The sequence below is a fragment of the Collinsella sp. TF10-11AT genome, assembly GCF_003437565.1.
Classification (GTDB): Bacteria; Actinomycetota; Coriobacteriia; order Coriobacteriales; family Coriobacteriaceae; genus Collinsella.
Window position 1 is genome coordinate 100,734 of sequence record NZ_QSQW01000001.1, and the last position, 17,814, is coordinate 118,547.

Annotated in this window: 29 protein-coding genes and 1 other RNA gene; 2 read left to right on the forward strand and 28 right to left on the reverse strand. The window is 55.3% G+C overall.

From position 1 onward, the window contains the following. Positions 1 to 5 precede the first annotated feature (5 nt). From DXC99_RS00455 to DXC99_RS00580, 27 genes are all read right to left on the reverse strand, one after another. Positions 6 to 335 (reverse strand): hypothetical protein, encoded by a 330-nt coding sequence (locus tag DXC99_RS00455; RefSeq protein ID WP_147329313.1) that lies wholly within the window; start codon positions 333 to 335, stop codon positions 6 to 8. Beyond that, positions 328 to 717 (reverse strand): hypothetical protein, encoded by a 390-nt coding sequence (locus tag DXC99_RS00460; protein ID WP_117628914.1) that lies wholly within the window; start codon positions 715 to 717, stop codon positions 328 to 330. Before DXC99_RS00460 ends, DXC99_RS00455 begins: the two co-directional genes overlap by 8 nt. After that, a complete protein-coding gene (locus tag DXC99_RS00465) occupies positions 714 to 1,022 on the reverse strand; it encodes a hypothetical protein (RefSeq protein WP_117628915.1) in 309 nt (102 codons plus the stop codon). The genes DXC99_RS00460 and DXC99_RS00465 overlap by 4 nt, the downstream gene beginning before the upstream one ends. Further along, complete coding sequence (locus tag DXC99_RS00470; RefSeq protein ID WP_117628916.1) at positions 1,019 to 1,333, reverse strand: DNA-packaging protein; 315 nt, start codon at positions 1,331 to 1,333, stop codon at positions 1,019 to 1,021. The genes DXC99_RS00465 and DXC99_RS00470 overlap by 4 nt, the downstream gene beginning before the upstream one ends. 14 nt (positions 1,334 to 1,347) lie before the next feature. Beyond that, positions 1,348 to 2,601, reverse strand: a complete 1,254-nt coding sequence (locus tag DXC99_RS00475) for a phage major capsid protein (protein ID WP_117628917.1) — start codon at positions 2,599 to 2,601, stop codon at positions 1,348 to 1,350. A gap of 2 nt (positions 2,602 to 2,603) precedes the next feature. Continuing rightward, positions 2,604 to 3,245: an HK97 family phage prohead protease gene (locus tag DXC99_RS00480; protein WP_117628918.1), complete on the reverse strand. Its 642-nt coding sequence runs from the start codon at positions 3,243 to 3,245 to the stop codon at positions 2,604 to 2,606. Continuing rightward, positions 3,226 to 4,458 carry a phage portal protein gene (locus DXC99_RS00485; RefSeq protein ID WP_117628919.1) on the reverse strand — a complete coding sequence of 411 codons (1,233 nt, stop codon included), beginning with the start codon at positions 4,456 to 4,458 and terminating at the stop codon, positions 3,226 to 3,228. Before DXC99_RS00485 ends, DXC99_RS00480 begins: the two co-directional genes overlap by 20 nt. Positions 4,459 to 4,488: 30 nt before the next feature. Continuing rightward, positions 4,489 to 6,243 (reverse strand): terminase large subunit, encoded by a 1,755-nt coding sequence (locus DXC99_RS00490; RefSeq protein WP_199408829.1) that lies wholly within the window; start codon positions 6,241 to 6,243, stop codon positions 4,489 to 4,491. Further along, complete coding sequence (locus DXC99_RS00495; RefSeq protein WP_147329314.1) at positions 6,209 to 6,637, reverse strand: hypothetical protein; 429 nt, start codon at positions 6,635 to 6,637, stop codon at positions 6,209 to 6,211. Before DXC99_RS00495 ends, DXC99_RS00490 begins: the two co-directional genes overlap by 35 nt. 154 nt (positions 6,638 to 6,791) lie before the next feature. Continuing rightward, the gene (locus tag DXC99_RS00500; RefSeq protein WP_117628922.1) at positions 6,792 to 7,121 is read right to left on the reverse strand and encodes an HNH endonuclease; all 330 of its coding nucleotides are present in this window, start codon (positions 7,119 to 7,121) and stop codon (positions 6,792 to 6,794) included. A gap of 109 nt (positions 7,122 to 7,230) precedes the next feature. Further along, positions 7,231 to 7,677 (reverse strand): hypothetical protein, encoded by a 447-nt coding sequence (locus DXC99_RS00505; RefSeq protein WP_117628923.1) that lies wholly within the window; start codon positions 7,675 to 7,677, stop codon positions 7,231 to 7,233. A gap of 11 nt (positions 7,678 to 7,688) precedes the next feature. Continuing rightward, the gene (dut, locus tag DXC99_RS00510; protein WP_233505632.1) at positions 7,689 to 8,111 is read right to left on the reverse strand and encodes a dUTP diphosphatase; all 423 of its coding nucleotides are present in this window, start codon (positions 8,109 to 8,111) and stop codon (positions 7,689 to 7,691) included. 27 nt (positions 8,112 to 8,138) lie between these two features. Then, a complete protein-coding gene (locus DXC99_RS00515; RefSeq protein WP_117628925.1) occupies positions 8,139 to 8,582 on the reverse strand; it encodes a single-stranded DNA-binding protein in 444 nt (147 codons plus the stop codon). After that, complete coding sequence (locus tag DXC99_RS00520; protein ID WP_117628926.1) at positions 8,572 to 8,814, reverse strand: hypothetical protein; 243 nt, start codon at positions 8,812 to 8,814, stop codon at positions 8,572 to 8,574. The genes DXC99_RS00515 and DXC99_RS00520 overlap by 11 nt, the downstream gene beginning before the upstream one ends. Next, positions 8,801 to 9,118: an integration host factor, actinobacterial type gene (gene mihF / locus DXC99_RS00525; protein ID WP_199408830.1), complete on the reverse strand. Its 318-nt coding sequence runs from the start codon at positions 9,116 to 9,118 to the stop codon at positions 8,801 to 8,803. The genes DXC99_RS00520 and mihF overlap by 14 nt, the downstream gene beginning before the upstream one ends. Positions 9,119 to 9,258: 140 nt before the next feature. Beyond that, positions 9,259 to 10,443, reverse strand: a complete 1,185-nt coding sequence (locus tag DXC99_RS00530) for a site-specific integrase (protein WP_117628928.1) — start codon at positions 10,441 to 10,443, stop codon at positions 9,259 to 9,261. Further along, positions 10,433 to 10,636, reverse strand: a complete 204-nt coding sequence (locus tag DXC99_RS00535; protein ID WP_117628929.1) for a hypothetical protein — start codon at positions 10,634 to 10,636, stop codon at positions 10,433 to 10,435. The genes DXC99_RS00530 and DXC99_RS00535 overlap by 11 nt, the downstream gene beginning before the upstream one ends. Beyond that, positions 10,629 to 10,877 (reverse strand): hypothetical protein, encoded by a 249-nt coding sequence (locus tag DXC99_RS00540; protein ID WP_117628930.1) that lies wholly within the window; start codon positions 10,875 to 10,877, stop codon positions 10,629 to 10,631. Before DXC99_RS00540 ends, DXC99_RS00535 begins: the two co-directional genes overlap by 8 nt. Positions 10,878 to 11,056: 179 nt before the next feature. Beyond that, entirely contained in the window at positions 11,057 to 11,347 is a 291-nt protein-coding gene (locus tag DXC99_RS00545) for a hypothetical protein (RefSeq protein ID WP_117628931.1), read from the reverse strand. Beyond that, positions 11,344 to 11,646 carry a DUF3310 domain-containing protein gene (locus DXC99_RS00550; protein ID WP_117628932.1) on the reverse strand — a complete coding sequence of 101 codons (303 nt, stop codon included), beginning with the start codon at positions 11,644 to 11,646 and terminating at the stop codon, positions 11,344 to 11,346. Before DXC99_RS00550 ends, DXC99_RS00545 begins: the two co-directional genes overlap by 4 nt. Beyond that, on the reverse strand, positions 11,643 to 12,056 hold the full coding sequence (locus tag DXC99_RS10240; protein WP_147329315.1) for a hypothetical protein: 414 nt from the start codon (positions 12,054 to 12,056) through the stop codon (positions 11,643 to 11,645). The genes DXC99_RS00550 and DXC99_RS10240 overlap by 4 nt, the downstream gene beginning before the upstream one ends. Further along, positions 12,037 to 12,453, reverse strand: a complete 417-nt coding sequence (locus DXC99_RS00555; RefSeq protein ID WP_117628933.1) for a hypothetical protein — start codon at positions 12,451 to 12,453, stop codon at positions 12,037 to 12,039. The genes DXC99_RS10240 and DXC99_RS00555 overlap by 20 nt, the downstream gene beginning before the upstream one ends. 489 nt (positions 12,454 to 12,942) lie before the next feature. Further along, positions 12,943 to 13,389, reverse strand: coding sequence for a Lin1244/Lin1753 domain-containing protein (locus DXC99_RS00560; protein WP_117628934.1), 447 nt, complete (start codon positions 13,387 to 13,389; stop codon positions 12,943 to 12,945). A 218-nt stretch (positions 13,390 to 13,607) separates the two neighbouring features. Continuing rightward, positions 13,608 to 13,877 carry a hypothetical protein gene (locus tag DXC99_RS00565; RefSeq protein WP_117628935.1) on the reverse strand — a complete coding sequence of 90 codons (270 nt, stop codon included), beginning with the start codon at positions 13,875 to 13,877 and terminating at the stop codon, positions 13,608 to 13,610. After that, positions 13,867 to 14,268 (reverse strand): hypothetical protein, encoded by a 402-nt coding sequence (locus DXC99_RS00570; protein WP_117628936.1) that lies wholly within the window; start codon positions 14,266 to 14,268, stop codon positions 13,867 to 13,869. The genes DXC99_RS00565 and DXC99_RS00570 overlap by 11 nt, the downstream gene beginning before the upstream one ends. A 192-nt stretch (positions 14,269 to 14,460) precedes the next feature. Continuing rightward, a complete protein-coding gene (locus DXC99_RS00575) occupies positions 14,461 to 14,859 on the reverse strand; it encodes a hypothetical protein (protein WP_117628937.1) in 399 nt (132 codons plus the stop codon). A gap of 107 nt (positions 14,860 to 14,966) precedes the next feature. Then, positions 14,967 to 15,191 (reverse strand): helix-turn-helix domain-containing protein, encoded by a 225-nt coding sequence (locus DXC99_RS00580; protein WP_117628938.1) that lies wholly within the window; start codon positions 15,189 to 15,191, stop codon positions 14,967 to 14,969. A gap of 234 nt (positions 15,192 to 15,425) precedes the next feature. Between DXC99_RS00580 and DXC99_RS00585 the strand changes: the two genes are divergently transcribed. Both DXC99_RS00585 and DXC99_RS10315 read left to right on the forward strand, forming a co-directional pair. Continuing rightward, positions 15,426 to 15,764 carry a helix-turn-helix domain-containing protein gene (locus DXC99_RS00585; RefSeq protein ID WP_117628939.1) on the forward strand — a complete coding sequence of 113 codons (339 nt, stop codon included), beginning with the start codon at positions 15,426 to 15,428 and terminating at the stop codon, positions 15,762 to 15,764. A gap of 63 nt (positions 15,765 to 15,827) precedes the next feature. Continuing rightward, entirely contained in the window at positions 15,828 to 17,309 is a 1,482-nt protein-coding gene (locus DXC99_RS10315) for a recombinase family protein (RefSeq protein ID WP_158551548.1), read from the forward strand. On the opposite strand, the gene ssrA is transcribed toward DXC99_RS10315, so the two are convergent. Further along, positions 17,263 to 17,626: a transfer-messenger RNA gene (gene ssrA / locus DXC99_RS00600) on the reverse strand. The genes DXC99_RS10315 and ssrA overlap by 47 nt on opposite strands. Positions 17,627 to 17,814: the final 188 nt, after the last annotated feature.

The window sequence follows — 17,814 nt, forward strand, 5'->3', positions numbered from 1 at the left end:
TCCTTTCAATCCTCGGTAACGTCGATCTCGTAAGCCGTCTCAATAAGCTCGTCGTTATCGAGCTGCGTTACCGTTTTCGTATAGTTGAACTCGGCGGCATCAAGAGCCGCTTCAAATCGCTTCTCAAGCTCGTAATCGCGCTCGCGCACGTAAAGCGCCACATCGTAGGGCATCCAGCGAAGCCACCCCACGTTGTCTGCGCTCGCGCTTTCGCCATAGCCCGCTTCAATGTCGATGTACGGCGGCGCGGGATACTCGCCGTCGCGAAATCCGCCGTTCGCCCACGGCAGGCCGAAAGCGTCAAGCAGCTTCGCCAAATCTCGGATGCTATTCACTCGTTGCCCCCTGCGAAAACTCGGCGGCAACCTCTTCATAAACGCCCTGGATTATGTGGTCACCGGCAACGGTGCCCGGATAGCTGCCGTATTGGTTCTTGATCGCATGCCCCTTTTCGAGCAGGTGCGTAAGCTGGCCTTGCTTGTTGTACACGGTGCAGCTCGTGCCGGTTTCGTCCGTCTCGACGGTGCTAGCCCATGCCTTCGCGTAGCTGCCGCCGTGGCGCTTCTTCTTTCGGCTTCGCTGTTTGAGCAGCCGCGTTGCCTTTTGGCCTGCGGCCTTCACGTTGCCTTCAAGGGTCTTGGTGTCCTCGTCGATTACCTCTTGCATGCTGTTGACGATGATTTCATCAAGATCGTCGATGTTGATTACGTCGCTCACCGGTTGCCTACTTTCTCGACGAGTGTTAGGCGCACGTCATCGACGTTCGCCAGAACCGCCGAATCGACGGCGTAGCGGATGCCGTTGAACTCGCAGAGCTTTTCGCCGCTGTAAGCGCAATCGCGCACCGTGATTACGGCCTGCGGCTTAACGCCAGCCTGCGCGGCGGCGTAATAGGCCGTCTGGCTTATGCCGTACACATTGCACGGCACGCGGCGGCACCGTTCCTTTTTGTGCGAAACTCCCAACTCGTCGCGCTCGGAAACGGTCGCAATCAGCGTGCAAACGCCAGCCCACCCGCTCATGCCGCATCACCGCCGTTGTAAGCGGAATCGCCGCTCATGCTGGTGAGCATGGTTTCGAACGAACGCATGAACTTTTCAGCGTCGGGATTGTCCATGCCGAAATTGGCCTTTACATAAACCTTGATTGCTAGCCGAACGCGCCCGTCCGAATCGTCATGCGCCTTATCTTCAGAAACGCCGCCCGCCACCAGCTCGGCGCGGGCGGCTTCGATTACGTCAGAAATCTCTTCGTCGTAATCGTTGACGAAAGCGGGGATGCGCAGCGCGGCGCGGCACGCATCCAAAATCTTGCTCTTGGCTTCTTCGGCCATGCCGCGCCACCTCCTTAAGCGGTCTTGACGGTGAGCTGCGAAAACGCCTGCGGAACAGCAAGGCCGCCGTCGTACAGCACATAGCCGTCATAGCATCGCTTCTGCGTGCGCTGCTGGATGTACGGGGTAACGTCAACGCCGTCGAAGATGTTTCCACGGAAAAGGTCGGGGAATCCAGCCTTGATAACTCCATCGGCGATGGAATCGTCTTTCTTGACCCACTTGCCGAACATTCGACCCTGCACCGTCGGGTCATCGGTCGCTTCGCTCACGAAGTAGGAGCGACCGGTAGCGTCCTCGATGGCCGCAAGCTGGTTCCAGATCGTGTTGTTGTTAGCGTAGATAAACGCGCCCTTCGGAGCGGGGTTGCCGAATGTCATGAGCAGGGACAGCAGCTTGAGAATGTCGGCCTTGGCGATGACGTTCGCCTTTGCTGTCTGAATCTTATTAGCCGTAGCCATACCAAGCTCAGCAGAATCAAGATTGGCATGAACCTTCGCATTGCAGGCAACGGAAAGTCGTGCGGAAATCTCGCTGATAAGATACTTTTCAAATCCAGTGAGAGACTGCGTTGCCATCTTGCGCGACATCTCAACAGTCTTCTTAATCTCATCGCCAGTAAGAGTGATGTGGTCAAATTCGTTCTCTTCGATGTCGGTAGGTGCCGCGCCCTCGGCGGTTTCCGCAGCATCGCCCTTTTTGATGCTCTTATGACGGACAAGCTCGAATTGTCCAGCCATGTTATAGCGCGTCACGTCACTAAACAGGACAGCAGAATTGTCAATAAGCGAGATGATTTCCTGTTGAACAGATACGGGAACGACATCAGCTGTGTTAGACGTGGTGATAGTGAATTCCGCTCGCTGCTCAAGAGCGTGACGCATCGCCGCACGCTCAGCATCGGTAAGAGCATTGCCGCCGAAAAGTTGCACGTTAGAGCGTTCAGCCATGTTCTTTACCCAGGCGCGGCGCTCCGCCTGGTCGTAATCGGTCACGTCGTAGGCAGCGCCGGAAACGCTAGCAACGTTGGCGGAACGCGCCAGCGGGACGGAATCGATGCGCTGGGCGCGGCCAGCGTCGATTGCGGCGCGAGCGTTGACAACGGCGGCGGCGCGGGTCTGCGCCGCATGCTCGTCAGCGGCGCGGCGCTGGCTGATCTCGTCGGTCAGCTCGGCCATGCGGGCTGCATCCTCTTCCGTCGGCTCGGTGCCGTCGGAATACTGGTCGATAAGGGCTTGCAGCTCGGCGATAAGATCTTCGAGTGTCATAACTAGTTACCTTTCTTCGCGTTAGTAATTGCCAGGCACGCTTTAGCGCGAAGCAAAGCGGCCTTCCTGCGCGCAAGCTCCTTGCGCGACTGCTCAATCACTCCGTCAAGCAGGTTTCTTGCACTTATTTCGGTGTTCGGGTCGGCTGGCAAGCTGACTGCGGACACGTCATAAATCTTCTTGACCCTTGTAATCGTCGTGGTGTGCGAATCGCGGTCATACTCGGATGCGCCGACGGTGAAAGCCCACGACATGCGAGTAACAAGCCCGTTATCGATTTCCTCGAAGCGCTTTCGCGCCGAATCGGACTTAGACAGGTCGGCGGCGATGAACAAGCCGTGCTCGTCAGGCTCGACGATTAGGGTTCCGTTCGACATACGCGCGAGAACATCCCCGCAATGGTCGAACTGCATGATCACGTCGCTCATATCGGTTTCAACGAAAGCATCAGGGCTGATGATTTCGCGATACTCGGTTCCGTCCCACGGGTCTTGCCACAAAACGTAAGGGTCATTGAACGTCGAAGCGTAGCCCTCGACGTAGTAATCGGATTCGATGCGCTTTTCGCGCTCGCTGTCGGTCGGAAGACTTCGTAGCACCACCTGCATTGCGCGGTATTGCCGCTCATTCGGTTTGGCTGGCATCTTCACCCTCCTTTTTCTTGCCGTCGATTGCGGCAATGTTCGCGTTGGTCTCGGCAGCAGCCGCCGCCTGCTCCGATGTGTGCTGGCTGATTAAATCCAGGTCGATATACTCACCGCGTATCACGTGACGTTCGCCGCCTGGGTAGCTCGGCGATTGGAAGACCTCTGCAACCTGATTGCCGCACCAAATCCCACGGTCGAAAAGCGCCGTGGATACGTTGAGCTTCGTTTGATTGCTCGCGAACTCAAGGCGGTTGGCCGAAAACATAATCGAGTTGCCGTGGGCAATCTCGTTCGGCGTGAACGTCATCGCCGTGAGCACATAGCCAAGCTGCACGGCGAAGACCTCTGTTCGCCCCTCATAGAAAGCGTTGTACGTGTCCTCGTCGGCCTTGTTCATCACTATGTCTTCGTTGGAGCCGAAGAAGCGATAGGCCGCTTTCTCGATGCGCTCCATCTGCGCGGCATCGACCGTGTAGCTTTGCGGCGCGATCTGCTTGACTTCTTGATATTTATTGTCGTAAACGACGATTCCGCCAGCATTAGACGCGCCAAGCTGCTCGTTGAAGGCTTCTGCCGATTTCCTCGTATCTTCCGGATTTCGGTTTTGCGAAAGCTTGCCGATGAATCGCACCGCCGCGCCCTGTTCGATAGCCGTTTTCTCGGCTTCCTCCTGAGCATGAATCAAATCAAGCGTGGGATTGAGCACGTTGGTTCCATCGCCGAACAAATCGCTCTTGAACTGGTGCCGCGTCATAACGCCGATGCGCGACCACTCAATCAAGGTCTTATCACCGCCAGGGAATCGAAGCTCAAGCCACAAAGCGCCGTCAACGTCGTAGGCTTCGCACTGGCTCGGCAGCACGGGATAGTAGCCAACGGACGTGATGCCGTCCCCGCCATCGACCGGGACGATCAAGCACGTGTCGCAAACGTCAAGCATCGTCGATATGCGGTGCAGAAATTGCGGCGTTGTCATCCACGGGTTCGGTTGCCACTGCAAAGAACGCGTCCATTGCGGTTGCGCCGTGCCTGAAATCTCAGGCCGCAGCTTCGAAGCGTGGTCGGCGTTTCGCTCGATGATTGAGCGTGTAAGCTCAGCTTCGTAGATGCCGCCAGACCACGACGTGAAGCGCGGCGCGTAGGCCGTGAACGTCTGAAAGTAGCCATCGACGGCCTGCATGATCGGCTTGTGAAAAACAGCGTCGAACATAGAGCGCAAAAGCGTTGGTTTTCGCACGTTTTAACCTCCAATCATGCTTTGGTAATCGTCCATCATGTCTTTGAGCACAACGAACGCGTCGCACTCAGCAGCCCAAGCGTCGATGCGGTTGCGCGGGTCTTGGTTCTTCTTGTCGGGCGCGATGTTTCCGTTAGCGTCGTTGCGAATCATCACGTTGGAGCGGCACCATTCCGCTATAGGGTTCTGGTTGTCCACAATGCGGTTTTCCTTATAGAGGGCGCGAAGCTCTTTCATCGGCATCGATAGCGTTTGAGCGCCCTGGATAACCTTCTTGAAGTTGTCGGCTCCGAAATAGCCTTCATACGCTTCGACCGTCGGAACGTCCCGCATGTGCCACGGGTCGTAGCCGCATGCAACCGTATAGATGCCGTACTTCTCTTGAATCTCCGTGACCCAATCCAAAACGTCGCGCTTGTCGATGATCGGCGTTGCCGACGTTCTGAGCAATCCACGGGCAATCCAGGCATCGTAAGGCACGCCGTCGCGCCCGCCGCGCCGCCCCTCGGCTTCCGCCTGCTCCAAAGCGCGAAGCGGAATCCAGGCCATGTGCATTTCGTATATGTTTTCATCGCCAGGGCGCATCATCAGCAGGCACGCCGCCGTTAGGTCGGTGGTGTCCGAAGCGTCAACGCCAAGCACCGCATAAGAAAAAGACCCGTCGGACGGGTCGAAAGTTTTCTCATTATGTATCTCAGACCAGGTGAGCCAAGCTTGCGACTGGTTTTCAATCAGGTTGAAATCCTTGACAAGCAGCGTCGGTAAGAACGTCGGGTCATCCTTGGCTTTCGAAACGTTTTCCTTGAGCGACTTATGAGACTTGATAGTTCCATCGCCGGGGTTCGCCTTGATCCAGCACGTTTCGTCTTGCCATTCCTCGCGCTCGTCAAGCTCGAAGATGAAAGCGATGAAGTGTTCGGCCTTCTCGCCGGACGCTTTGCCCTCAAGCCACTTGGAAGCGTATTCGTATTGAGCATCAAAAATGCCGCCGCGAACGAAACCGTTGGTCGTGATTTCCAAAACCAGCGGTTGCCGTCTTGCCGAAATGCCCTGAATAGTCAGGTCATACAAATCGCGGTTTCGCATAGCCGCCAACTCGTCCACGATTGCGCCTGAGATGTCCAGGCCGTCAAGGTGATTCGTGTTGGCGGAGAGCGCCTTAATCGACCCCATGTTGAGGTTGCAGTAAAGGTCGCTCACGCGCTTTCGCACGTGTTTTGCCAAAGCCGGTGAGGTCATCACCATTCGCCAGGCGTTGTTGAAGCCCTTCGCCGCCTGGTCGTGAGCCGTGGCGACGTTGTAGACCTCGGGTGCGCCCTCGTCATCGTTTATGAGCAAGTCAAGTTCGATTGCAGACGCAAGCGCGGTCTTGCCGTTTTTGCGCCCCATAATCCAGAGCACTTCGCGATACTGCCGCAAGCCCTCTGCATCGACGAAACCGAAGATAACGGACAAGATAGCGAGCTGAAAAAGCTCAAGCTTGAACTTACGCCCAAGCTTGCCGCTTGGAAGTCGGCAAAACGTCTCGATGAAGTTAACGTGCTTAGCCGCGAACTCTTCGCGAAAGTGATACGGGTAGAGCGGGTCAACGTTATCCATGTCGCACAACACGCGCTCCGCGACCTGATGCATCTTCTCGCAAGCGGTGATCTCACCGTTGATGATGCCACCGAAGTAGCTTCGTATCGCCAGCTCACAGCGTCCCGCTCCGCTCCACTTTCCTTTAGCCGCCGAAGCGCGTTTCGTTGAGGTAGTCAATGAGGGCATCGCCTGCGGTGCTACCAGACGGCATCATGTCGGTGAGCTGCTTGATGCCGCGAGAAAACGTGGTGAAAAGCTTGTTGTAAGCGGAAAACCCCGGGTGCTCGCGCACGCCGGATTGACCGCCGCCGTTGTCGTACTCCGTGAAGATGCTCTCATGCATCAGCTCGCGCCGCGCTTCGTCAAGCTTCACTTTCAAAAACGCGATGTTCGACATCAACGGGAGCACGGCGCTTCGCTTTTCGTCGGGGATAGCGTCCTTGGTGAGCCGTTGGAGCTTTTTCAGCTCGCTTTGGTAACGGCTCTCGATTGAAGCGGTGCGCTTCTTCGGGGGACTTTCCGTGGCTTTCGGCAAAAGGTCGTTACTTTCGCACACTTTCCGCTTCGGCACAAGACCACCCCCGTTCTGAAATCCGTCACACGCAAAATTCTATCTTCCGGCGTTGGTGCCCTAGGCTGGGTGCCTTGGTTTTCGACCGGGGGGATAGCTTCGGCGCTGTGACCTGCTGTTTTGTTTTCTGTTCTGATTGACTGGCCGTTTGTGCTCAGTCTGTGTTTTCGTTTGTCAGCGAAATCAAGTTGCCGTCCTCGTCAAAAGCGAAGCCTTGCCTTGTGCTGCCTTGCCTTGCCCAGCCATGCACCTTCTTGTGGCAGAGGTCGCAGAGCGAGACGAGGTTGCGCGGGTCGGTCGCTATGTTCGGGTCGGTGATGTTCGCTGGCGTTAGCTCGATGATGTGATGCACCATCGTTGCCGGTGTAGTGATGCCAGCTTTCAAGCAGTGCTGGCAAAGGTAAGCGTCGCGTTGCAAGGCAAGCTCTCTCGCTTGCTCCCAATCGCGCGAGTGGTAGAAGCGATACGAGAAGCCTTTAGCCATCGCGAATCCTTCCAACAAAAAAGGGACGCGAACTTAAGTCCGTGTCCCTTTCGAAAATCCACCGTATCGAAATATAGCGCAAAGCGAAAAGTGATGACAAGTACCAATCTCAAATTTCTTTGAGAGCGGCAAAGCCCACATCGTCGATATAGCGGAATCCGGCGTTGCATAGCTCTCTGCACCATTGGCGCGAGCACTGCATCACGTCGGCTATATCGTCCCACGGCATCGCTTGCAGATAGGCCATGCACAGCGCGTCAGCATAGCGGTTGCCCTTGACCTTAGCCAAGCCGCCGCGATTGTCGCTGCCGTATAGCAGCGCTGTAGCTTCGTCAAGCAATGCTTCACTGTCGCTGATGCGCTGCTTTAGCCTGCCTTCGAAATCAATGCGGCCGTTGATCGCATCCATCGGGTCTGAGCTTCCACCGCCGCCGCCAGCGGTATAGCTCTGCGTCTTGGCTCCCTCGCGAGCCTTAAGGCGGGCTAGCATCTCCCGTGCGTGTTCGATGCTAGCCACCTCGTCGCGGATGCCCTCGAAGTATTCCTTGGCATCCATCGGCACCGCTCCTAGTCGATGCCGGTAGAGCCGAAGCCGTCCGTACCGCGCTCGGTGTCTGTCAGGCTTGCGACCTTAACGAGGTCGCACGGCACGAACGGCACAACAACCATCTGGCACACGCGCGAGCCCTTCGGCAAAAACACCGTGTCGCAGCTCAGGTTGACGAGCGGTGCGCACACCTCGCCACGGTAACCGCTATCGATTACACCGACGCTGTTGCGCAGCGTAACGCCGTAGTGAGCGCCAAGACCAGAGCGCGGGAAGACCAGGCCAACGCAACCGCTCGGAATCTCGCAGGCGAAGCCAAGCCCGCAAACCGCGCTGGCGTTTGGCTCAAGCCGCACGTCATCCGTGATGCAAAGGTCGAACCCCGCATCGCCATCATGCGCATAGCGCGGCAGCTCGGCACCGTCGGTAAGAACAACGTTCATCTTGCGTCCTTGCATTTCATCAGCTCCTTAAAAGGGAATGTCTTCGTCATACACATCGGGATAGGCTGCGGGCTGCGGCGTGGCCTGGTATTGCGGCTGCGCCGCTGCCGCCTGGTAGCCCTGCTGCTGTTGCCGCTGCGCGGTCATCGTCACCACGTTATCGACGATCACTTCAATCTTGCTGCGGCGCTGCCCGTCCTTCTCCCACACGTTTTGGTACAAGCGTCCGGCGATTGCCAAGCGCACGCCTTTTTGCAGCATGCCGTTTCCGTACATCGCTTCGCCGCGCTTGCCGTACATGACGCAATCAACCCAACTCGTCACGTCCTTATAACTGCCGTCGGACTGCCTGCGGCTCTTGCTCACCGCAAGCGAAAAGCTGGTGATAGCAAGGCCGTTGTTGGTGTATCGCACCTCGGCATCTTGCCCAAGGTTTCCGCTCAGCACCACGCTGTTCAGGCTATCGCTCATAGCTACCTCCCATCACGATTGCCAGCGCGAGAAGCGCCAGGATTGCCATTGCCGTTGCAACACACGGGAAGACCCAAGAGAACCAGCCGCCCGTGAAAAGGTTGATGAACAGCTCGGTAAGGCAGAACATCAAGAAAATGAACGCCACGGCTCCGATTACGGCAACGGTGACGAGCAGAACCGCACCGCGTTTCGCCTTGCAGGCTGCTTCATCAAGATCATTGCGCTTCATGATTACCTCCAAGAACTGCAAGCAGCTCGTTTCTCTGTCGTTTGCTCAATCCTCGGATTCGGCGGCTCTGCGCGATTCGAAGCCGCTTCATAAGCTTCTGCGCTCGCGACAGGGCATAGCCCGGAAGCGACCTTATGAGCGATTCGACGGGCATTCGCAGAATTGCTTCGTTGCCATCATCGGCAAGCCTGAAAACGTCATCGACGCTCATTTCACCGCTCGCAAGCTTCGCCCTAACCTCTGCACGCTCACGGCGTGCCTTCAATGCTTTATCGAGGTTTTGGCGGCGCTCTTCTTCCGTCAAAATAGGCACCATTTTTAGAACCTCCTGATTCTTACTTTAGATACGGCGGTTTGCTTTCCTGAAACCGTCGGTTTCTTGGCTTGACCTCGCGTTATCGCCTTGCTTTGCGAATCTGCGAAATCGAGCCGTTTACACTCCGTTTACACACCTGATTTCAGGCTTTCGGCGAATTCCTCAAAGGCTTTGGCCGCTGCCGCATCGCGTCCAGGCATCAGGTGCGCGTATAGCCTTAGCGTGGTCGCTTCGTTGGCGTGCCCAAGCCTTGCGGCAAGCGTCTTGAGGTCAACGCCGTTGGCTAGGCACCACGTGGCGTGCGTATGCCGCAGCGAATGGAACGTGCAGGCTTTAGGCAATCCGCAGCGGTCGCGCGTGCGGCTGAAAGCCTTAGATACCGTCGTAGGCCGCATATAAGAGCCGTCCACGCTCACCAGTGCCGAATCGGGCGTGAAAGACGCTGAAAACGCGTCCTGCTGCTCCATGAAGCCGTATACGCGGCTCCACTCGCGCTCGGTCAACGACACTTGGCGCGGCTTCTTGCTCTTGGTCGTGTTCGAGCGAATAACTCCGCCGCCGGGCGGCTCAAGCGCCGTTCCGCAAACGAGCACGTAGCCCTGCGCCTTGTGCAAGTCCCTACGGCGCACCGCGCACACCTCGCCGACGCGCATACCCGTATGGAGGGCGAACCAAGCGGCAAACGAATAGGCGGCATCGCGCATGGTCTGCTTGCTGCGCTTCGCCGGATAAAGGCGATCGCTTACTGCCGCATCGAGCGTTTGGAAATCCCACTCGTCGATTACTACCGCTTCGTGCCTTTGCTCGTCGGGCTTCGCGACCATCAGCATTGGGTTTGCGTCGCAAACGCCGATGCGAACCCAATAGCTGAAAGCGCCTTGCAAAAAGTGATGGACGCTAACCACCGTGTTTTGCGAAAGCCCTTGCCCTCCATGCTCCTTCGAAACCATCAAGCGGCGCTCGAAGCTGTTCAGCTCGTAGGCCGTCAGGTCGCGGGCGACCTTGCCTTTGAGGTAGCGGCCAACGTATGACCGCGTGAACAACGTCCACCGCTTAACCGTGTTGACCGCTGCGCCCTTGGCTTGACGGTCGGCGATGTACTCGCGTAAAAGGTCGGCTATAAGCGTGCTCTTGATCTGACCGTCGAACGTGAGCTGCGAAGCCCACGCATCGGCCAGCGCCTGCGCTTCCTCGCGCGATGCGGCATCGGGAAAGCTGCGGCGCGGCCTTATCTGCCTGCCCTCCGGCGTGCGCCCAAGGTACGGTTGCGCATACCAAACGCCCTTCGCGTCCTGCTTGACCTCAACGCCCATGACGGTTCAACAATTCTTTGATCTTGTCATCCATGAGACCGGGAAGCTCGGCAAGCTCGCACATGCAATCGTCGCAGAAATCAAACTCGGAGACTTTGCCGAATCGACCTAGGCGAACACGCCAAAACTCCTTGACATTAATGCGGTCGGCTTCTTTGCCGCATCCGTCGCAGCAGCCGGAAACCTTAATCATCGCACTGCTCCTTCTCGGCCGCCTTCTTAGCCTTGCGCATGTTGAACTTCGCCGCGCAGATGAACCAGATGCACACGGCCAGCAGGCAGCAGAAGAAGGTAAGGAAGCCGAAACCAGCGCCGAAAATGAACCCAACGGCGATACTGGCAACAAGCATGGCGAACGGGATGATTGCCAGCACACACCCAATCAGCGTCATGGACGCGCATTCGAACTCTTCCTTGGTCTTAAGCTCTTTCATTTCGTACCTCCAAATTGCGGTTGATGACCTGGATTGCATCGCTCACGCAGTCGAACCAGCAAACCAAATCGTCGTAGCTGACTTTCGAGCTTTCGCGACCGCGCTTTTCGCATGTCGTGATGCGCTTGCTGATGTCCTGTGAGACAACGCAAAGGTTGTCTAAAACTTTTCGGTCATGCTCAATCGTCATCGTCGGTCACCCACTCTTCGTAATGGTTCTCGCGCATGAACTCGTCGAAATCAGATTCAAGGCTCTCGCTTTCGCAGCCTTGCCATCCCCAGAACTCGCTTATGTACGGCTGGCAATCGCGGCATGAGTAACGCTTCCAAAAATCGCCCATCCAAAGGCCGCTTTCCTTGATGATGTACGGCGTGCCCTTTGGAATCGTCTTGCCGCAATACGCGCACACGTGCGCCTTGCGCGTCTTTTTAACGACTTCCGGCGCGTTGTAAAAGCTGCTCCCGCTCATGACCGATCACATCCCAGAGCATCGAGCATGTTTCCGATGCACTCGCGAGCCTTCTTCAAGTCCTCAACGCCGTTCTTCTCCTTCCAGCGCCACAGGTACTTAAACGCGCATCCCTGCATGTAGGCCATATACAGATCGGTGCCGAGCATGGATTCCATTGCTTTCTTGCATTCAATGCCGGTGTAACCTTGGTAATGCGACGGCTTGGTTACCGGGTTGGCGGCTACCGTCGCTTCATCCGCCGCCTGGTTTTCCTCGGGAACGGTCAAATCACCGACACGGTTAACGTAAGAACTCATTTTTTGCGCTCCTTCCTTGCCCGCCACCACATGCGCAGCAACTCAAACAACGGTGGTATTTCGCTTTCTGAAAATCGAAAATCAGCCGCATATGTCGGAATGGATACGACAAGCGGGCGCAAATTCGCTTTCTGGAAAAACATTTGGAGTTCGTCAACGAGTACCGGCATTCCTTTTTCGTAATGCGGTGTATAAGGACGCTCAAACGAAGATCCGTTTAAGCACAAGGGCTTTGGTATGTCATATCCATTGCGCTTTGCTTGGTGGTAGATATGAGAAGCGATTCCAAAATTGCGAGTAGCAATCGGAATCCCCGTTGCCGCTGAAATCTCGATAAGCTTAGTGGTCTTTCCGGTCTGCCTATCTCCGACGATGCAGACAACAGCATCTTCATTCGTCATTGTCTTCATCGTCTTCGTCCATCCACTCAAGAACCCACCGAACAAAAGCTCGCAAAAAAGGCTGAGCGTTGGTGTCATCAGCCCAACCAGCGAAGCCGATAAAACCGTCACGGTTAAACGAAATTGCTTCGCGTCCTTTTTGGCATTCAACATCAACGCGAATAAAGGCCGATTCAATCCCGCAGTCCGTATCCTCGCGAACCTTGATTCTTGGCGCATCGCTTGCACGGTGTGCAATGTGCATTTGATAGAAGCTTTCTTCGTTAAATTTCGAAAGTTCTTCAGCGATTAAAGCTTCAAGCATATAAATGTCGTTCCGTTGCACATCGTCATAGCTAAACCCGAGGTTGTGAAACATCGAACGGCACGCATCGCGTGTGATTGTTACGTCATCCAATAAGCTCATTGCCCTTCACCTCCTTTGGCTCGTCCTTCTTCATTGCCCTGCACTTCCAGCAGGCATCGCGATTGGCAATGAACCAATCAATCGGTCGCTCTTCGCCGCAGCAATGACAACGGCGCTTGCGTACCTTGTTGGCATAACTTGAGTAAGGCATGTTTTCCACCGCCTAATGTTGAAAACTTGTTAGTAACTTAGCTCATTGTTGAAAACGTGTTGAAAACCAGTTGAAAACTGCTTTTGAAACATCGAAAACGGGCTTTGAAATCGCGCGAGAACTTGTGCGCTCAGAAAGAAGAACCAAGAAAGATAACCTTGCTTGTGGCTAAACCTAACAAGCACGTTGCGGGTTTTGGGTTTGGGTTGGGTTTGAGACCCAACCCAAAACCCGCTTCTGTATTGTTATGTATTGTATTGTTAGGCTTTTGCCAGTCTAAAACCGTCGGTTTTGCGTTGGTTTCTCCCTCGGTCATCGTGAAAACGCCTCTTGACCTGCTACTTTGGCGGTTCGGCCTTGTTCTTGCGCGGCCTGCCGCCTTTTGCTCCATTCGCGCGTTGCGAGCCGAAATAAAGGGCGTTTCGCTGCATCCTCTCGCTTTCGATGCGGCCTTTTCCGTCGCGAACCAGCAAGCCGATCTCAAGCAAACAGTCGATGAAATCGCGCGTCTGGTTGATGCTCAACGTCTCGTCGAAAGCGCCACTTGAACGCAAGCCGATTTGCGTTGCCAGAATCAGCCAGTCTTCGTCCGTCTCGACGGGCAAGGCATGGTGCTTAGTCCGCGCCAGAAGCTCGCAGAGCCGCCAGTAAGTGCCATAAGCGGCGTTTCCGTGGCGCATGATAAGGCGCTGGCACTTGATGTCCAGGGAAGCGTTCGCGTCGTGCTGGAACCAGGCCATAGGGTCTTGCGCTCGGTCGTGGACTTCCTTAGCAATCATCGTCATCGTCTTCACCCCCCGTCTTCAATCCGTCGCTCGTCCCTTGCTGGTGCCAGCCGTCCCAAAGGCATTTGCCCACGTCTCGGCAGTTAGTCCAGATGATCGTTCCGCGAAAGCCGCACTTGCTCTTGAGCTTTTGGCCGCATTCGAGCAAATACCGCTCAAACGGGCATTCGCCAGGTGTTGGCATCGGCGGTTCATCGAACAGGTCAAGTGTTAGTTGATCACTCCGCATGCTTAGTGGCGATGTACGACTTGCAGGCCGCTTCGATGGTCTTGGTCACGAACTCTTGAGGTGTCACGCCGTCAAACTCGCTGGACTGCATCATCTGTTGGATGCCAAGCAACGTCGCGCAGATGAAGATAAGCGACATATCACCGTCGAGCGGCTGCGTGCTGCCGGTCTTGGTATCGAGGACGCCAACGCTCACTTTGGACTGGGAAATGAAATCAACGGTTTCGTCGATGAATGCGATCGTTTCTTTACGCTTCATGGTTGTTCTCCTTGTCGTAGATGGATTTGCGAAGTTCGATGTTCAAATCCGGATGCTGCTCAAGCAGCCAACGGCTTAGCAGCGGCGTATCCGTGTTGTTGATGGCGTAGACGTGCTCAAGCCCGTTTCCGTCAAGGAACGGCACGCCCACAAGCTTGCACGTGCCTTCGTAACGCTGCTTTTCAATGAGGTATTTGGTGCTGACTCGCAAACCTCGTTGGTCGATAGCGAGTGCCGTTAGCTCGATTTGCCGCAACGCCTGCGGATTGAGCTTGCACCACGTTTCGAAAAGCTCTTGGCGGTCTTTGAGCTTGAGCGGCACGGGATACACGGCCATTCGCTCTTGATGCACCACGCTTTCGAGCGTTTGCGTGTAATCGTCAACGTCCATGGCGCTTCCTCGCTTCCCGGCTCATGAAGCGCCTGAAAGCCGCTTCCGCGACCTCGCGCGGTGCCGATGCGGGAACAGGCAAGGTGTGGCGCGTGCGCACGTCTCCCGCGCCGCTAGAGCCCGCGCGGCGGGCTTGCTCGATGACCACGCAGGCAACCCAGAAGCCGTTCGCGTCGCGGTCGAGATAGCCCCTCATTTGCACACCTGGCTAACAAGAAGCCACAGAGAGCCGAAGAACAATGGGAAGACAACCCACCAGCAGTTGAGCAGGTCGAACAGCCAGAAAAGAAAAGCAGCTGCGGCCATGGGAAGAACTCCGGACATAGCTAGACCAAAACCGATGTAGTAAACCCACTTGATAACCAACGGTTTTCCTGCTAAAAAGTCATCGTCATTACCGTAGGAAGTTTTGACATTGCCCGTGCCTGGTTGCCGCCAGGTGCGGGCGCTTTCGTTCCGCAAGCCTGCGTCATGGATTCGACGCGCCGGTAAAACCCGCGCTGCGCAGTACTCAGCTTGCGCCGGTTTTGCTTTGTCGAAACCACGATGCAAACCGCTGGTTTGCTCATGGGTTTCATACGGTTCATACATTTGAAACCCCCTCCTTTCTTACTTGTTCATCCAGATTCCAAAGGCAACAGCACTGGCAATGAATGTCCAGATGCCAGCAATGGACATAAGCGTGTCAAGCGTTTCCATTAAGCAACCTCTTCCCATCCCATCAGCTCGTTAGGGCTGATGTGCGCCACTCGACAGATAGACATGATCTTGTCGGCACCGGGGATATAACCCTCGCCGCTCTCGTACTTCACGACGGCATCTTTTGAGATACCGGCGCGGCGTGCGAACTCGTCTTGCGTGATGTCGAGCTTTGCGCGGGCGGCTCGAAGATTGGCCGCAAACGTTTCCTTATCGAAGTTCATACGTTTCACCTCCTCTCATTGAGCAGTGTTCGTTCTCCTTGCTTGTCAAGGAGAACGCCCGTATATTTCGCGGGTTTACACGTGAAATATTAGCTAGCTGCTAATCTGCTTAGCAACTGGTTCCGTAGAATAGACAAGCAAAATAGCTTTGTCAAGCGGAAATAAATAATTTCGTTGTGTATTGGCTATTTTCGTTGTACTATGCACTTACGAAATTAGAGAAGGAGACTAGCAGTGAACATAAGGCTCATGAAGCTCAGAAAAGCCGCTGGTTTTTCGAACAGGGACGAATTCGCCGAGAAAATCGGCGTGAACAAGTACACCTATAGATCATGGGAATCTGGTGCGGCGATGATGAACGCTGAACAAGTTTGGAACTTGGCGCTAGCGCTCGGATGTTCGCCGAACGATATATTGGGCTGGAATGAGGAAACAGGCGATTTCGATGATATGGACGAGTTATCAAGCGACGAACAAGAAATCGTCGATAACTACCGCGAAAGTTCGCCAGAGTGGCAGCAGAACATTTCGATGACCGCCAGGGCGGCGGCTTCGGAATCGAAAAGGAAATAAAAAAGCCCTGCGCAACCGTCCAAAGTCTCGCAGGGCAATACCAAAAGGCAAGGTGATTTTATCATGCCAAAAGGCACACGTGCCGCGATTTACGCGCGGTTTAGTTCGCATAACCAACGAAGCGAAAGCATTGACATCCAGGTAGAGAAATCGCGCGAATACTGCGCAGACAATGGCCTTGACGTTGTGCGCGTCTATAGCGATTATGCGCAAACAGGCCGCGACGTTAAGCGCCTGGAATTTCAGCGCATGATGGAAGATGCAAAACTTGGCATCTTTGATTACGTCGTGATTTACAAAGTTACGCGCATCATGCGCAATCGCGACGAAATGGCGCTCGCGCGTATACGCTTGCGCAAAGCTGGCGTTGAAATCCTTTACGCCGGTGAAAGCCTGGGCGAAGGCTCAACACGCGTTTTGAATCTTGGAATGCTGGAAGTGCTGGCAGAATGGGAAAGCGCCATCGACAGCGAGCGCATACGCGACGGCATCCAGAAGAACGCGGCTCGCGGCATGGCGAACGGTCGTACTCACTACGGTTGGGACATCGTAGACGGCTATTATCAGATCAACGAACGTGAAGCCGCCGTGATGCGGCGCATGAAAAACATGCTCTGCTCAGGCTCCACCGTTGCCGAAATTACGCGAGCAGTAGCAGGGGAACGCGGCAAGCGCGGTAAGCCATTGACGCATGCCACAATTACAAAGCTGCTTAAGCGTGAGCAGAATTGCGGCGTATACGATTACGCAGGCGTGCGCATCGAAGACGGTATGCCTGCGCTCTGGTCGCGCGAAGAGCAAGACATGATCAACAGCATCCTCAAGACAAACGGCAGAAAGCACAGCAAGACCGCCACAACGGACGATTATCCGCTGAGCGGCAAGCTATGGTGTCCAGAGTGCGGCCAGTTTTACACAGGCACAAGCGGCACATCTAAGACAGGCCGCGTATATCACTATTACCGCTGCAAGAAATGCCGCCGAACGCTTCGGCGCGACGTGATAGAAGATGCCGTGCTTGATGCCATATATGAGACGGTCAAGCAGGAAGACATGCGCAAACGCATCATCGAAGGCATGGTGCTATACAACGACGAAAAAGAAGATGAAATCGAGCCTGCAAGTAAGCAGATAGAGCGCGAGATAAAGCGCATTGACGCTGCGTTTGAGCGCATTTGGCAGGCTATCGAAGACGGCATAGCGCCCCCAGGTGGTAAAGAGCGCGTGGACATGCTCAGAGAGCAGAAAGCGGCCTTAGAAACAGACCTGCGCGAAGCTCAGGCGAGGGAAGGCGCGGCGCTGACCGAAGAAGCGCTAACGTCATGGCTAGATCACCTAGCCGAAGAGCCGGACACCGAGCAGATAATCGAAACGTTTATAAGGATGATTGAAGTTGACGGGGAACAGCTGAATCTTTATTTCGCCTTCGATTTTTGGGATGACGATTTCATGCCACAAAAAAAGACGAACCCCGAAAAGGGTTCGTCTAATAATCCAATGGTGGAGGCGCGGAGAATCGAACTCCGGTCCACGAAAGCCCCCTGATTGGCATCTCCAAGCTCAGTCGCTGGTTTAGTCTCGGACGCTTTGCGCGCAGCGACACGCTCGCAGCATCCCAACCGGTTCGATCTTAGCCTGCGCCATACCGATTACGTGCGCAGGAGCATTCCCCTAACATGACGTCGCACCGGTGTCGGGGAAATCACCGGGTTGACGCGCCGCTATAAATTAAGCAGCGAGAGCCATAGGCTCAAAAGAAGAGTTGTTGTCAATTCAATTTGACGGTACCCCTGTTTAACGAGGCGAGGAGACCTCGGCTTGCTTCCTCTCTCAGAGCTATCGTGTCGAAACCAGTCGCCCCCGAATGTTGGGAAAGTCTGGATGGTATCGGGCCTGCAAACACCCGATAACCGTCGACTTTTCAAGGAACATACGGGGCGAGCCCCGCTTGTGGAGTGTTATCTTACCACGTTCTGAAAGCGGACAGCTGTTCTATGCACGAGCTGTGAAGACCCCAATGTGCGCCGCACTTCGCACTTTTGTTACCGAT